The following is a 13,998-nucleotide window of genomic DNA, read 5'->3' on the forward strand; positions in this document are numbered from 1 at the left end:
CCGGCCGTCCCTCCGTCAGCCCGGTACGCCGTCCCCCATCCGCACCGGCACCGCCGACGCCCGTGCGGCGCGGGCCGGCAGAACCACCCAGGCCAGGACGACGCTCGCCACGAAAACCACGAGAAGGTACGTACCGAGTGTAGCCATCCCGATACCGCCGAACCCGACAATTGCCGCGAGGGTCAGCAGCACCGAGCGCCCGTCCCAGCCGAACGTGGCCGCGTGCAGCGGCGGGGCGGCCTGCCGCTTCTCCAGCCGGGCGGTGAGGTCGTAGTGGTGCACCGTGAGCACGAAGAGGTACCCGAAGATCAGCCAGGGCGGCACGTCACCGAGCACCCCCACGGTGATCGCGAAAAAGAACTCGGCGGCCCGCAGCGCGGCCGGCACCAGCCAGTCCAGCGGACCGTCGTGCCGGGCCCGGGCCCCCAGGCCGCCGACCAGCAGCATCAGCAGGGCGACCGGCAGCAGCCAACGCAGCTCGTCCGTCCCGCCGTCGGAGCGCCCGACCACCAGCGCCGCCACCAGCAGCGCCGCCGGGCCGAGCGCCGCGAGGAGCGCGTAGCCGAGCGGCCCCGGCGTACGCGACGCCGGCAGCCACCGCACCAGCGGGCCGTCGTCACGGTGCAGGGTGGCATCGACGGTGGCCAGCACCCCGACCCGCATCCAGCGCGCCCGCAGCGTCCGCAGCGCACCCGTGTAGACGAACGCCAGCACGCCCCAGACCAGCACCGCGATCAGGCTGACCAGCGGGTTGAACAACGCCACGGTCAGCGCGATCAGCGCCCACCGCTCCCCGATCGGGAAGACCACCGTGCGCTTCAGCCAGTACGACAGCGAACCCGTGTCGGCCTGCACCCGGGTCGAGGCGCTGTTCAGCCGGTCGCCGATGCCACCAGCGGTGGCCGCCGTCCGGGGGCGACGCGCCGCCTCGTCGTGCAGGACGCCGTACCACGTGTCGGTCATGTGCCGGACGGTCTGCAAGGTCATGGCGGCGATCGCCAGCGCCCAGCCGTACCGGTGACCCGCCTGCGTCGCACCGATGCCCAGGCCGGCGTAGACCACGTACTCCTTGGCCCGGTCGGCCATCGTGTCGAGCCAGCCACCCCAGGCGCTGAAGTTGCGGGTGTAGCGGGCCAGCTGCCCGTCCACGCAGTCGAGCACGAACCCGAGGTAGAGCAGGATCGCCCCGCCGACCAGCGCCGCCCGGTCACCGACCGCGAAGAGCACCGCGGCGGCCACCGCGAACGCCACCGAGATCGCCGTGACGATGGTCGGGGTGAGACGCAGCCGGGCCGAGGCCCGCACCACCAGCGTCGACCAGGTGCTCACGAAGAAGGTGGTGAAGAAGTCGTCCCGCTCCTTCACCGACAGGCGCAGCTCGGCGCGCTTCTCGTCGACCGCGGCCACCGCCGCCTCGGCGGCGGCCAGCTCGGCCGCGTCGCCCACCCGGTGCGCGACGAGCAGCCGTACCCGGTGGGCGAAGGCGACCGTGCCCCGCGCGGCGAGCCCGGCGAAGAGCCGGTCCACCGCGGTCTCCCCGGCCGGTGGAACCGCGGCGGCCCGGGCGGCGGCGGCGAGCGCGGGCAGATCCTGCGCGGCGACCCGCAGCGCGCCACCGAAGACCCCGGTGGCGTCGGGCAGCGCCCCCGCCGGCCCGGTCTCGACCACCTGCCCGCGCTCCTCGCGCACCGCCGTCCGATCGGCGGCCGGCGGGTCACCGAGCACCAGCGCCACGGTCGGGCCGACCGGACTGGTGAGCAGGTGCCGGAGCACCGCCGTGTGCGCGACCAGGTCGGCGCCGGCCACCAGCACCGGGCCGGTGGCGACCTCGACGAGGGCGGCCAGTTCACCGAGGTCGGCGACGAACCGGACCTCGTCCGCCCCGGCCCGGCCGCACTGCGCGGCGAGCCGGTCGGCGAGCGTCTCGCCGGCACGCGTGGGCAGGCCCGCCGTGCTCCCGCCGGCGAGCACGATCGCGAGGGTCACCGGGGGACCGCGCTGTGGTAGGCCTCGAGCGCCTCGGCGACCGTGCCGTCGACGGTCAACCGCCCGCCGTCGAGGAAGAGCCCCCGACGGCAGAAGCGGGTCAGGTCCTTTTCGTTGTGTGACACCAGCACCAGTGTGCGCCCCTCCCCGAGCAGACGGTCAATCGTCGCATAACACTTTTTTCGGAACTCGGCGTCACCGACCGCGGTCACCTCGTCCATCAGCAGGATCGGATGCGGCAGATGCGAGATGATCGCGAAGCCGAGCCGGACCTTCATGCCGGACGAGTAGTGCCGCACCGACGTGTCGATGGCCCGCTCCACCTGCTCACCGGCGAACGAGACGATGTCGTCGAAGTGCCGCTTCAGATAGCCCGACGACAGCCCGTGCAGGCCGCCCACCAGATAGAGGTTCTCCCGCCCGGTCAGGTCGTTGGAGAAGCCGGCGGAGAGCTCCAGCAGCGGCGCGACGTCACCGCGAACCCGGATGTCACCCTCGTCGGGGATCAGCACCCCGGCGATCAACCGCAGCAGCGTGCTCTTGCCGGTGCCGTTGCGCCCGATCACCCCGATCGTGTCACCGGCCCGGACGGTGAACGACACGTCCCGCAGCGGCCAGAACTGGCCCGACAGGGCGTTCCGCCCACCCCGGTGGATGAACAGGTCACGCAGCCGCAGCTGCCGGCGCCGGTTGCGGACGAACCGGATGCCGAGACCGTTCGCCTCGATGATCACGTCGCCCATGTCAGAGTTCCTTGAGCACGGCGGGTTCGAGACGACGGAACGACCACCAGCCGGCCGCCAGCACCAGCAGACTGCCGGCGACTGTGGTGCCGAGCAGCCGGGCGTCCGGGAACTCGTCCGCGTACCAGATCGAATGGTGCAGTTGGAAGACGCCGACCAGCGGATTGAGCTCGTACACGATCTTGAGCCAGCCGGGGAGGTCGGAATCCCGGACCAGGCTCAGCGGATAGATGATCGGCGTCGCGTAGAAGAGCACCCGGATGATCAGCCGCATGAACCGCTCCACGTCGCGCATCAGCACGTTGAACGCGGAGAGCAGCAGCGCCAACCCGACCAGCAGGGTGCCCTGGACGAGCACGGCGAGCGGCAGCGCCAGCAGGGACCACCCGAGGTCGATCCGCCCGTGCACGGCGTACGCCACCGCGACCGCGACGAGGACCGGCAGACCGGCCAGGTACTCGGCGAACCGGCCGGTCACCCGCCCGATGGGGAAGACCTGCCGCGGCACGTTCATCGTGGTGATCAGCCGGGCCTGGCCGGTGAGCGCGTTGGTCGCCTCGCTCAACGCCGAACTCGTCCACATCCAGGCGAAGATCCCGGTGATCAGGAAGAGCGGGTACGACTCCGCCGCCTCACCCAGATGCCGGCCGGTGTCCCGGGAGTAGAGCACCCCGAAGACGAACCAGTAGATCGCCCCCATGCCGAGCGGCTCGATGAGCGACCAGACGTAACCCAGCAGCGACTGCTGGTACTTGACCGCGAGATCGCGTTTGACCAGGATGCGCAGGGAGTTGCGGTGCGACCACAACGCCGCGACCCCAGAGGTCACCGCTGCCTCCCGCCTGAGTAAACGGACGACAGGTTAGCAGTCGGTGAACGGTCGCCCTGCCGGCACGCTCAACACTCGATCACGTTGACGGCCAGACCGCCGCGTGCCGTCTCCTTGTACTTGACCTTCATGTCGGCGCCGGTCTCCCGCATGGTCTTGATGACCTTGTCCAGCGAGACGGCGTGCACCCCGTCCCCGCGCAGCGCGAGCCGGGCGGCCGTGATCGCCTTGATGCTAGCCACCGCGTTGCGCTCGATGCAGGGGATCTGCACGAGGCCGCCCACCGGGTCGCAGGTCAGCCCCAGGTTGTGCTCCATACCGATCTCGGCGGCGTTCTCCACCTGCTCCGGGGTGCCGCCCAGCGCCTCGGCGAGCCCAGCGGCCGCCATCGAACACGCCGAACCCACCTCGCCCTGGCAGCCGACCTCCGCACCGGAGATCGACGCGTTCTCCTTGAACAGCACACCGATCGCGCCCGCCGCCAGCAGGAACCGGACCACCCCGTCCTCGGACGCATCCGGCACGAACCGCGTGTAGTAGTGCAGCACCGCGGGGATGATCCCGGCCGCGCCGTTGGTCGGGGCGGTGACCACCCGGCCGCCGGCCGCGTTCTCCTCGTTGACCGCCAACGCGAAGAGGGTCACCCAGTCCATCGCCCGCAGCGGATCGTCACTGCCGGCCTCCGCCTCCAGCCCACGGCGCAGCTCGGCGGCCCGACGGCGGACCTTCAACCCGCCGGGCAGCACCCCGTCCCGCTCGCAACCCCGATCGACGCACTCGCGCATCACCCGCCAGATCTCCAGCAGGCCCGCGCGCACCTCGGCCTCGCTGCGCCAGGAGAGCTCGTTGGCGAGCATCACCTCGCTGATCGACAGCCCGGTGGCGGTGGTGACCTTCAGCAGCTCCGCGCCGGTGAGGAAGGGGTAGGGGACGGCTGTCGTGTCGGGCACGATCCGGTCGGCGCCGGCCGCCGCCTCGTCGACCACGAACCCGCCGCCGACGGAGTAGTAGGTGCGCGCCCGCAGCTCCGCACCGCTCTCGTCGTACGCGGTGAAGGTCATCCCGTTCGGGTGGTACGGCAGCGAACGGCGGCGGTGCAGCGCCAGATCCCGGTCCGGATCGAAGTCGATCTCGTGCGCGTCGAGGAGGCCGATCCGCCGCTCCTCACGGATCCGGGCCACCCGGGAAGCCACGCTGTCGGTGTCGACCGTCTCCGGCGCCTCGCCGGTCAGCCCGAGCAGCACCGCCCGGTCGCTGCCGTGGCCGTGGCCGGTCGCCCCGAGCGAGCCGAACAGCTCCACGTGCACCCGGGCGGTGACGGCGAGCAGCCCGTCGGCCTTGAGCCCGGTGACGAAGGTCCGCGCGGCCCGCATCGGCCCGACGGTGTGCGAGCTGGATGGCCCGATTCCGACGCTGAAGAGGTCAAAAACGCTGATCATGGCTGCACTTTCCTCGCCGTCACGCCCGTCGTGCGGGTACGGCCCCGTCATGGTCGCCCGGGTCGGGCGGCCGCCGCGGAAGCCCAGGGGTGTGGGTGTCCAACCGGCGAGCCTACCCGGCGGGTCCGCACCCCACCCGGCAGTCCGCACCGATCGCCGCGTCGCAGGGTCACGGCCACACAACCGACGGTGACCCACCCTGATCCGCTTCGCCAGGGGCACGTACGGGCTGCGGCGCGAACTGCGCCGAATCGGACATATGGCTGCGACGAGTCGGCTGCGGCGGACGCGGGTAACCACCTACGGGTACGGGATCCACCGTTCGTCCTGCGGGCTGAGGGCGGGGCGGCAGCGGGTTCCTACCGTGGATTTCAGACGCGGCACTCACCGCCGCAGAGTGGGAGTACGACGATGAGTCGCAAACTGGTCCGGCCCCGCCAGGGGCGCATGCTCGCCGGTGTCTGCGCCGGCCTGGCCCAGCGGTTCGGCATGTCGGCCGGCATGGTCCGGCTGCTGTTCCTGCTGTCGCTGCTGCTGCCCGGCACGCAGGTGATCGTCTACCTGGTGCTCTGGCTCCTGATGCCCAACGAAGACCGCCACCTCGCCCCCACCCGCTGACCAGCCGGCCCCCGGGCGGCCCGGCCCCCTGCGGCCCGGCCCCCGGGGCGACCCGGCCCTCCGAACGGCCCCAGCCCCCGGACGGCCCGACCCACGGGCGACCCGGCCCACGCGGCAGAGCAATTTCCGGGAAGTTGTCGCCTTTCCCCAGCCGCAAGCAGCAATTACCCGGAAATTGCGCAGATCTTCAGCCACGCCCCGCAGGCACACAGCGCCCAGCACCCCCACGCCCCACCCCCTCCCCTCCCCCGCGCCCCGTCCGCGCCCGCCCCCGCCGCCGCGCCCGCGCCCGCCGCCAACCCCGTTGATCAAGAGCTTTGCGTCACCGCAGCTGCGGAATCTGACGCAAAGCTCTTGATCAACCGGACGATCGGAGGGCGGAGGGCGGAGGCGCGGAGGCGCGGACGGGGAGGACGGGGAGGACGAAGCGGTGGGGGCGGTGGACGGGGCGGCGCCCGCCCCGGGATCGGGGCGGGCGCCGTCGGGGGTTTGCGGTCAGGGGGCCACGTAGGTGATGGTGACCCGCTCGTAGCCGAGGGAGCCGAGCAGCCCCTCCAGCATCTTGCGGGTGTTCTCCTCCGCCCGGGCGCCGAGCCCGCTGTCCCGGGCGGCGGCGGTGATCCGGTCCTCGGCGAGGCGGTAGACCTCCTGCTGCCGGTTCGGGTCACTGCCGAACACGTCACCCAACCGGTTGAGCAGGCCACGCTTCTCAGCGAAGACGTAGCTCTTCTCCAGGTCCAGGTTGGTCTCGCCGAGCTGCGGCGCGGGCAGCTTGATCTCCACCGACTTGCCGTCGGCCGACTCGACGATCGCCCCGTCGGAGATCTTCGAGAAGTCCACGTACGCCTCGACGCTGCCCGCCCCGACGAAGAGGGTGCGCTCGTTGAGCAGGAAGTCCGGCACGTACTGGCGGTCCTTCTGAAGATCGACCACCACCTGGAAGTTGCCCTCGGCGGCCACGTAGCGGCTCAGGTCCTGAATCGACTTCAGCAGCGTCGGTTGGCTGCGATCCGTCGTCTCCTCGGCGAACGGGTTGCGGAAGCTGGGGAACAGCCCGGCGGTCTGCACACCGAGCAGCACGATCACGGCGAGCGCCGCCGCGCCGAGCACCCAGAGCAGACCCCGGGCGGGGCGGTTGGTGGCCGTCGGTGTCGCCGGCGCCTCGGGCGCGGCGTCCGAGCGTTCCTTGAGCGCATCGCCGGTCGGGTAACCCGGGAACTCCCTGGTGGGCTCGTTGCTGTCAGCGTCGCGGGCCATCGCCCTCACCGTCCTCGTCAGACACTGCCGTCTGCAATGACGGTACGTCCGCCGTACGACAGCCGCGCGTCGAGCCGGTATGAAAGCTGTATCCGCAGGTCAGCCCCGGCACACGGGAGGGCTCAGGCGAAGGCGTTGAGCCCGGTCAACCGCTGCCCGATGACGAGCTGGTGGATCTCCGAGGTGCCCTCGTAGGTGAGCACGCTCTCCAGGTTGTTGGCGTGCCGCATCACCGGGTACTCGCCGGAGATCCCGTTCGCGCCGAGGATCGTCCGGCATTGCCGCGCGATCTCCAACGCCTCACGGACGTTGTTGAGCTTCCCGACGCTCACCTGCTCGGGGCGGAGCCGGCCGGCGTCGGCGAGCCGGCCCAGGTGCAGCGCCAGCAGGTAGCCCTTCTGCAGCTCCACGGTCATGTCGGCGAGCTTGGCCTGGGTCAGCTGGAAGCCGGCCAGCGGACGGCCGAACTGGGTGCGGGTGACCGCGTACGCCAGGGCGGTCTCCAGGCAGTCCCGGGCGGCGCCGAGCGCACCCCAGACGATGCCGTGGCGGGCCTCGGTGAGGCAGCTCAGCGGCGCCTTGAGCCCGACCGCCTCGGGCAGTTGGGCGGCTGCGGGAAGCCGCACGCCGTCGAGCACGATCTCGCCGGTGAGCGACGCGCGCAGCGACATCTTGTGGCGGATCTCCTGGGTGCTCACGCCCGTTGTGTCCATGGGCACCACGAAGCCCCGCACCCCGTCCTCGGTACGCGCCCAGACCACCCCGACGTCGGCGATCGGCGCGTTCGTGATCCACATCTTGCCGCCGTCGAGGACCCAGTCGTCGCCGTCGCGGCGGGCCCGGGTGGCCATCGAGGCCGGATCGGAGCCGTGATCGGGCTCGGTCAGCCCGAAACAGCCGATCGCCTCGCCGTCGGCCATCGCCGGCAGCCAGCGCTGCTTCTGCTCCTCGCTGCCGAAGCGCCAGATCGCGTACATCGCCAGCGAACCCTGCACCGAGACCAGCGAACGGATCCCCGAGTCACCGGCCTCCAGCTCCAGGCAGGCCAGCCCGTACGCGACCGCCGACGCGCCCGCGCAGCCGTAGCCGCTCAGGTGCATGCCGAGCAGGCCGAGCTTGCCGAACTCGCGGGCCAGCTCACGGGCGGGCAACTGGCCCTGCTCGTACCAGTCGGCGACGTGCGGTCGTACCCGCTCGTCCATCAGCTGGCGCACGACGGCGCGGATCTGCCGCTCCTCCTCGCTGAGCGCGGAGTCCAGGTCGAGCAGTTCGAGCGGTGCGCTGGTGCGGGGGCTCATGGCAGCCACCCTAACGGTGGCTCAGCTCCGGAGGCGAGGAGCGGATCACTCCGCCGGCTCGGAGAGCACCAGCACCCGGGCGTGGATCTGGTTGCGCTGCTGGAGCGCCGCCCGCAGCGCCCGGTGCAGGCCGTCCTCCAGGTAGAGGCCGCCGTGCCACTGCACCACGTGCGGAAAGAGGTCGCCGTAGAAGGTGGAGTCCTCGGCGAGGAGCTTGTCGAGGGCCAGCTCGCGCTTGGTGGTGATCAACTGGTCCAGGCGCAGCGGTCGCGGCGGGATCTCCGCCCACTGCTTGAGCGTCAGGTTGTGCTCCGGATAGGGACGCCCGTCCCGAACCGCTCTGAAGATCACGACGGCACGCTCCCTCCCCGTGGCCGAGCCGACCGGCGGCGCCGTGCCGGGTCGCGGCGTGGCACCGCAGGGCGCGGCACCGATGACCCGTGCCAGCCTAGCCGCCTGTCGCACACCGCGTACTTCTCCCTGATGTCAGTTTCGCTACCGCTCGCCCGATCTCCAACCGGGCGAATCCGGCGTGCCGGTCAACTCCACCGGCCCCGGTGGACCACCTCGTCGACCGGACGCCGCCCCCGCCGCAGCGACGGTGACCGATGGTCGGCCGCCCGGTAACCGACCGTCACCGCACCGATCGGCTCGTACTCCTCCGGCACGCCGAACGCCTCCCGGTACGCCGCCAGCCGCTGAGGGTGGATGCCGAAGAAGCACGCCCCCAGCCCCTCGTCCACCGCCGTGAGCAGCATCAGCAGGGCGGCGAAGCCGGTGTCCACATACCAGTAGGGCACCGGCCAACGCTGCTCCGAACGGTCCGTCCAGCCCTTGTCCGGCTCGGCGTACCGCTCCAGGTAGGCCGAGCGGTTGGCGTGCGGCACGACGATCAGCGGTGCCTTGCGCATCCCCGCCAGCCAGCGCTCCCGGCCGCCACCGTCCGGAGTGGCCGCCGCCCAGAACCTCTCCCGGTCGGCGGCCTCCTCCAACACCAGGAACGCCCAGCCCTGTGCGAAGCCGGCCGAGGGCGCGCGGAGCGCGTGGTCGAGCAGGCGCTGCACCACGTCGGGCGGGACCGGACGGTCCGGGTCGTAGTTGCGCACCATCCGCCGGCGCCGCAGCGCCTCGGCGAACTCCATGCTGCTCCCCCTCCCGCCTCAGGCGCCGGGACGGATACCCCAGACGCCCCGCCAGGTCTCGTCCGGCCCGAGCACGATCACGTCGTGGTTGGAGCGGAAGGCGTCCGGCGGGCAGGTCATCGGCTCGATCGCGACCGAGCGGCGGTGCCGCTCACCGGTCAGCGTGTCGCCGGTGAAGACCTGCCACCACCCGAACTCCCGGTCGGCCCAGATGGTCACGCCCGACCCGTCCGGCGCGGCCAGGCTCACCGACGAGCCACCGTCGGCCTCCCGGACCACGTCCCCGAAGGCGAGGTCGAGGACTGCCGCGCCGATCGGGCGCGGGCTCGTCCAGTCGTACTCGGTGCCGTCCACCGGGGTCACGCCGATCGGGAGCAGGCGGTTGTCCAGCATCATCCGGCTCCGGCCGGGCACCCGCATCGCCAGGTCGTCGACCGGCACCCCGGGCAGCTGCAGGTACGGGTGCACGGAGAAGCCGAACGGCGCCGGCTCACCGCTGACGTTGCGCACCTCGTGCTCGGCGCGCAGGCCGCCCTCCCCGACGCTCCACCGGCTGCGCAGCTGCAGCGCCCACGGGTAGCCGGGCTGCGGCGGCATCCAGCACCCGAGGGTCACCGCGTCCGCCGACTCCTCGATCAGCTCCCAGGACACCCAGTTGACCAGGCCGTGGATCGCCACGTGCCGCGCCGGCTCGGTGAGCGGCAGCTGGTGGGTCCGCTCGCCGGTGCTGTAGCGCCCGTCCCGGATCCGGTTCGGCCACGGAGCGAGCACCTGGCCGGCGGAGCCGGGGCAGAGTTCGTCCTCGGCGTACCCGTCGAGGTAGTCGACGCCGTCGTGCGAGTACGTCCGCAGCCCGCCACCCACCTCGACGATGACGGCCTCATGGCCGGCGGCGGAGATGGTCCACTGGGTGCCCGACGGGGGACGCTGGTCAGGGGTGCGCATGTCGGCGACCCTAATCGGTCACTCTCGGTCACCGCCCGACGCCGTCGCCGCACGGTCGCCGCCGGGTGCCCCGGCCGCCGGACTACCGTCCACGGCCGTCGATCCCGCGCCACCGGCCGGCGCCGCGTCGGTGCCGGCCGCGTTCGTGGCGGCCCGGTAGCGCAGCAGCGCCGGGAAGGCGACCGCGAGCACCACGACCAGCACCGCCGAGGCGACACCGCCGGCTATCCACGCGACTCCGCCGCCGAGCCCGGCCGCCATCGCGCCGGCGCGCAGGTCACCGAGGCGCGGCCCGCCGGCGACGACCACCGTGTTGACCCCCTGGAGCCGGCCACGCATCCGGTCCGGCGCGTAGATCAGCAGCATGGACTGGCGCAGCACCGCGCTGACCAGGTCGGCCGCGCCGGCGACGCCGAGCAGCAGGACCATCAACCAGAGTTGGTGGGCGAACCCGGCCGCCGCGATGGCCACGCCCCAGGCGACCACCGCGAGCACCAGCCCGAGCCCCTGCCGGCGGAGCCGGCTGATCCAGCCGGAGGTGAGCCCGCCGATCATCGAGCCGATGGCGATCGCGCTGTACAGCCATCCGACCGCCCCGTCGCTGAACCGCTCGTGGGCGATCTCCGGGAAGAGCGCCCGGGGCATGGCCAGGATCATCGCGATCAGGTCGACGGCGAACGAGAGCAGCAGCACCGGGGTCGTCGCCAGGTAGCGGAAGCCGTCCACGACGCTCGCCAGCCCCGCCCGGCGGGGTGTGCCGTCGCCCTCCGGGTCCGGCTCGGGCGGCAGCGCGGGCAGCCGCAGCGTGGCCCAGAGCGAGACCGTGAAGAGCAGGGCGTCGACCGCGTACGCGACCGGCAGGCCGACGTCGACACCCCAGGACGAGAAGATCAGGCCCGCCGCGAGCGGGCCGACCACCGAGGCGGCGGTGAAGGTGGTGTAGTTCAGCGTGCTGGCCGCGGGGACCAGCTCGTCGGGCACCAACCGCGGCAGGATCGCGCTGCGGGCCGGCGCGGTGATCGCGAAGGCGATCGACTGCACCGCCACCAGGATCAGCAGCAGCACGGGACTGCCCACCTGCAGCAGCGACTGGGCCAGCAGCCCCAGGGTCGACGCCCAGAGCAGCGTGCCGGCGCCGAGCAGCACCTTGCGTCGGTCACTGGCGTCGGCGACCGCGCCGCCCCAGAGACCGAAGATCAGCAGAGGTACGAAGCCGGCGATGCCGAGCAGGCCCACCCAGAGGGAAGCCTCCGTGATGTCGTACATCTCGACCGGCACGGCCACCGCGGTGAACTGGAAGCCGAACATCGCGATGCCGTTGCCGAGCCAGATCCGCCGGTAGTTCGGCACCCGCAGCGGACGCAGGTCGATCGCCCACCGGCGTACCCCGGCGCGTTGTTTTCCGGTCACGGCGCCAGCCGTTCGACGGTCCAGTCACCGGCGTCGGTGCGCCGGAACCGCAGCCGGTCGTGCAGCCGGCCGGCGTGGCCCTGCCAGAACTCCACCGAGTCCGGGCGGACCCGCAGCCCGCCCCAGTGCGGCGGGGCGGGGATCGGGCCGTCGCCGAAGCGCTGCGCCGCCTCCCGGTAACGGGCCTCCAACGCCGCCCGGTCGGGGATCACCTGCGACTGCGGGCTGGCCCAGGCGCCGAGCTGGGAGGCGCGGGGCCGGGTCGCGAAGTACGCCTCGGTCTCCGCCCTCGGCACCTCCCGCACGGTGCCGGCGACCACGACCTGGCGCTGCATGGGGAACCAGGGGAAGACCAGGCTGGCGTACGGATTCGCGGCCGCCTCGGTGCCCTTGCGCGAGGCGTGGTTGGTGAAGAAGACGAAGCCCTCCGGGTCGTAGCCCTTCAGCAGCACGGTGCGGCCGCTGGGCCGCCCGACGGCGTCGGCGGTGCCGACCACCATGGCGTTCGGCTCCGGAAGGCCGAAGGCCACGGCGTCGGCGAACCAGCGGGCGAACTGGGCGTGCCAGTCGCCGGCCAGGTCAGGCTCGGAAAGGCCCCGGTCCGCGGCGTACTCGTTACGCATCGCACCCGGGGCTGGTGTGTCGCCCGTCACGTTTCTACTCCCTTTCACCGGGTCGGCGCACGCCGGTCAAGGCTGGCCAGCCCGTACCGCCCCAGTCTTGCCCAGCCGCGAACGGGATGCGCGTCCGGGGATGTCGCGTGCGGCACAGTCGCAGCGGGTCGCGGACTCGGTTACTCACCAGGCAAGATGTTTCGAACGAAACCCCAAGGGTCGCCCAAGGTGCTCGACCGACCGGGCCGTGCGCAGCCGTGAGGGTGGCGACCAGAGCCAGGAGAGCGACATGGCCGATTTCAAGCCGGGACTGGAGGGCGTCGTCGCCTTCGAGACCGAGATCGCCGAACCCGACCGCGAGGGTGGCGCGCTGCGCTACCGCGGGGTGGACATCGAGGATCTGATCGGCCAGGTCTCCTTCGGCAACGTGTGGGCGCTGCTGGTCGACGGCCGGTTCGGGCCGGGCCTGCCGCCCGCCGAACCGTTCCCGGTGCCGGTGCACTCCGGCGACATCCGGGTCGACGTGCAGTCGGCGGTCGCGATGCTCGCCCCGTACTGGGGCCTCGACCAGCTGCTCGACATCACCGACGAGCAGGCGCGTGAGGATCTGGCCCGGGTCTCGGTGACCGCGCTCTCCTTCGTCGCCCAGTCCGCCCGTGGTCTCGGCCTGCCGGCCGTGCCGCAGAAGGAGATCGACAAGGCGTCCACGATCGTCGAGCGGTTCATGAAGCGCTGGCGCGGCGAGCCGGACCCGCGGCACGTCAAGGCCGTCGACGCGTACTTCATCTCGGCCGCCGAACACGGCCTGAACGCCTCGACCTTCACCGCCCGGATCGTCGCCTCGACCGGCGCGGACGCGGCCGCCTGCATCTCCTCCGGCATCGGTGCCCTCTCCGGCCCGCTGCACGGTGGCGCCCCGTCCCGGGTGCTCAACATGCTGGAGGCGGTCGAGCGCGGCGGCGACGCCGAGGGGTACGTCAAGGGTGTGCTGGATCGCGGCGAGCGGCTGATGGGCTTCGGGCACCGGGTCTACCGGGCCGAGGACCCGCGTGCCCGGGTGCTCCGTCGGACGGCCAAGGAGCTCGGCGCGCCGCGCTTCGAGGTGGCCGAGGCGCTGGAGAAGGCCGCTCTGGAGGAGCTGCACAACCGCAAGCCCGACCGGGTGCTCGCCACCAACGTCGAGTTCTGGTCCGCCGTCGTGCTCGACTTCGCCGAGGTGCCGGCCCACATGTTCACCTCGATGTTCACCTGCGCCCGGATGGGTGGCTGGAGCGCCCACATCCTGGAGCAGAAGCGGCTCCAGCGGCTGGTCCGCCCGTCCGCCCGTTATATCGGCCCCGCCCCGCGCAAGCCGCAGGAGGTCGAGGGCTGGGACGCCATTCCGCACGGCGTCTGAGCTCTGATCCGAGGGGCTCCTCGTGCCGCCTGGTGCGGCACGAGGGGCCCCTTTCTGCGACGCATCCCGCCCTGGCGCCCGCGTTCCCGCCGGCCCGCCAGCGGCCCCGTCGTCGGCGACGATCCCGCCGCACCACCCCTGCCAGCCGCCCCGGGGGCTGTGGCGTACGCCTCAATGCCGGAGGCGGGACCAGAACTCGGGCCCGCCGGCCGGGATGGGAGGATGTGATTTCGGCAGTGCCGCCGGACCGGGCTCGGATCCCGGCCACCGTGCGCCTCCGCGCCCGCCGCCGCTCCGCGCCCGCCAGCTGACCGGGCCCCG

The 13,998-nt window shown here is 72.3% G+C and carries 12 protein-coding genes and 1 pseudogene; 2 read left to right on the forward strand and 11 right to left on the reverse strand.

Annotated elements, in window-relative coordinates:
• Positions 1 to 15: 15 nt before the first annotated feature.
• From D7147_RS02590 to D7147_RS02605, 4 genes are all read right to left on the reverse strand, one after another.
• The gene (locus D7147_RS02590) at positions 16 to 1,986 is read right to left on the reverse strand and encodes a DUF5941 domain-containing protein (protein ID WP_120673605.1); all 1,971 of its coding nucleotides are present in this window, start codon (positions 1,984 to 1,986) and stop codon (positions 16 to 18) included.
• Positions 1,983 to 2,729: an ABC transporter ATP-binding protein gene (locus D7147_RS02595; protein ID WP_120673606.1), complete on the reverse strand. Its 747-nt coding sequence runs from the start codon at positions 2,727 to 2,729 to the stop codon at positions 1,983 to 1,985. The genes D7147_RS02590 and D7147_RS02595 overlap by 4 nt, the downstream gene beginning before the upstream one ends.
• 1 nt (position 2,730) lies before the next feature.
• Complete coding sequence (locus D7147_RS02600; RefSeq protein ID WP_120673607.1) at positions 2,731 to 3,558, reverse strand: ABC transporter permease; 828 nt, start codon at positions 3,556 to 3,558, stop codon at positions 2,731 to 2,733.
• Positions 3,559 to 3,626: 68 nt separating this feature from the next.
• Positions 3,627 to 4,997 carry an L-serine ammonia-lyase gene (locus D7147_RS02605; protein ID WP_120673608.1) on the reverse strand — a complete coding sequence of 457 codons (1,371 nt, stop codon included), beginning with the start codon at positions 4,995 to 4,997 and terminating at the stop codon, positions 3,627 to 3,629.
• A 411-nt stretch (positions 4,998 to 5,408) separates the two neighbouring features.
• Between D7147_RS02605 and D7147_RS02610 the strand changes: the two genes are divergently transcribed.
• Positions 5,409 to 5,615: a PspC domain-containing protein gene (locus D7147_RS02610; protein WP_120673609.1), complete on the forward strand. Its 207-nt coding sequence runs from the start codon at positions 5,409 to 5,411 to the stop codon at positions 5,613 to 5,615.
• 495 nt (positions 5,616 to 6,110) lie between these two features.
• Here the strand turns inward: D7147_RS02610 and D7147_RS02615 are convergent, their stop codons facing one another.
• The 7 genes and pseudogenes from D7147_RS02615 to pdxH form a co-directional block, all read right to left on the reverse strand.
• Positions 6,111 to 6,872, reverse strand: coding sequence for a DUF4230 domain-containing protein (locus D7147_RS02615; protein WP_120673610.1), 762 nt, complete (start codon positions 6,870 to 6,872; stop codon positions 6,111 to 6,113).
• A gap of 122 nt (positions 6,873 to 6,994) precedes the next feature.
• Complete coding sequence (locus D7147_RS02620) at positions 6,995 to 8,170, reverse strand: acyl-CoA dehydrogenase family protein (protein ID WP_120673611.1); 1,176 nt, start codon at positions 8,168 to 8,170, stop codon at positions 6,995 to 6,997.
• 45 nt (positions 8,171 to 8,215) lie between these two features.
• The gene (locus tag D7147_RS02625) at positions 8,216 to 8,521 is read right to left on the reverse strand and encodes a type II toxin-antitoxin system VapB family antitoxin (protein ID WP_120673612.1); all 306 of its coding nucleotides are present in this window, start codon (positions 8,519 to 8,521) and stop codon (positions 8,216 to 8,218) included.
• Between the two features lie 188 nt (positions 8,522 to 8,709).
• The gene (locus tag D7147_RS02630; protein ID WP_120673613.1) at positions 8,710 to 9,312 is read right to left on the reverse strand and encodes a nitroreductase family protein; all 603 of its coding nucleotides are present in this window, start codon (positions 9,310 to 9,312) and stop codon (positions 8,710 to 8,712) included.
• Between the two features lie 18 nt (positions 9,313 to 9,330).
• Entirely contained in the window at positions 9,331 to 10,257 is a 927-nt protein-coding gene (locus D7147_RS02635; protein ID WP_120673614.1) for an aldose 1-epimerase family protein, read from the reverse strand.
• Between the two features lie 135 nt (positions 10,258 to 10,392).
• Positions 10,393 to 11,667: pseudogene (locus D7147_RS02640) on the reverse strand (MFS transporter); the annotation flags it as partial.
• A complete protein-coding gene (gene pdxH, locus D7147_RS02645; RefSeq protein ID WP_120673616.1) occupies positions 11,664 to 12,290 on the reverse strand; it encodes a pyridoxamine 5'-phosphate oxidase in 627 nt (208 codons plus the stop codon). The gene pdxH and the pseudogene D7147_RS02640, both read right to left, overlap by 4 nt.
• A gap of 280 nt (positions 12,291 to 12,570) precedes the next feature.
• Between pdxH and D7147_RS02650 the strand changes: the two genes are divergently transcribed.
• Positions 12,571 to 13,677, forward strand: coding sequence for a citrate synthase 2 (locus D7147_RS02650; RefSeq protein WP_120673964.1), 1,107 nt, complete (start codon positions 12,571 to 12,573; stop codon positions 13,675 to 13,677).
• Positions 13,678 to 13,998 lie beyond the last annotated feature (321 nt).

This window comes from Micromonospora musae (assembly GCF_003626545.1).
Classification (GTDB): domain Bacteria; phylum Actinomycetota; class Actinomycetes; order Mycobacteriales; family Micromonosporaceae; genus Micromonospora; species Micromonospora musae.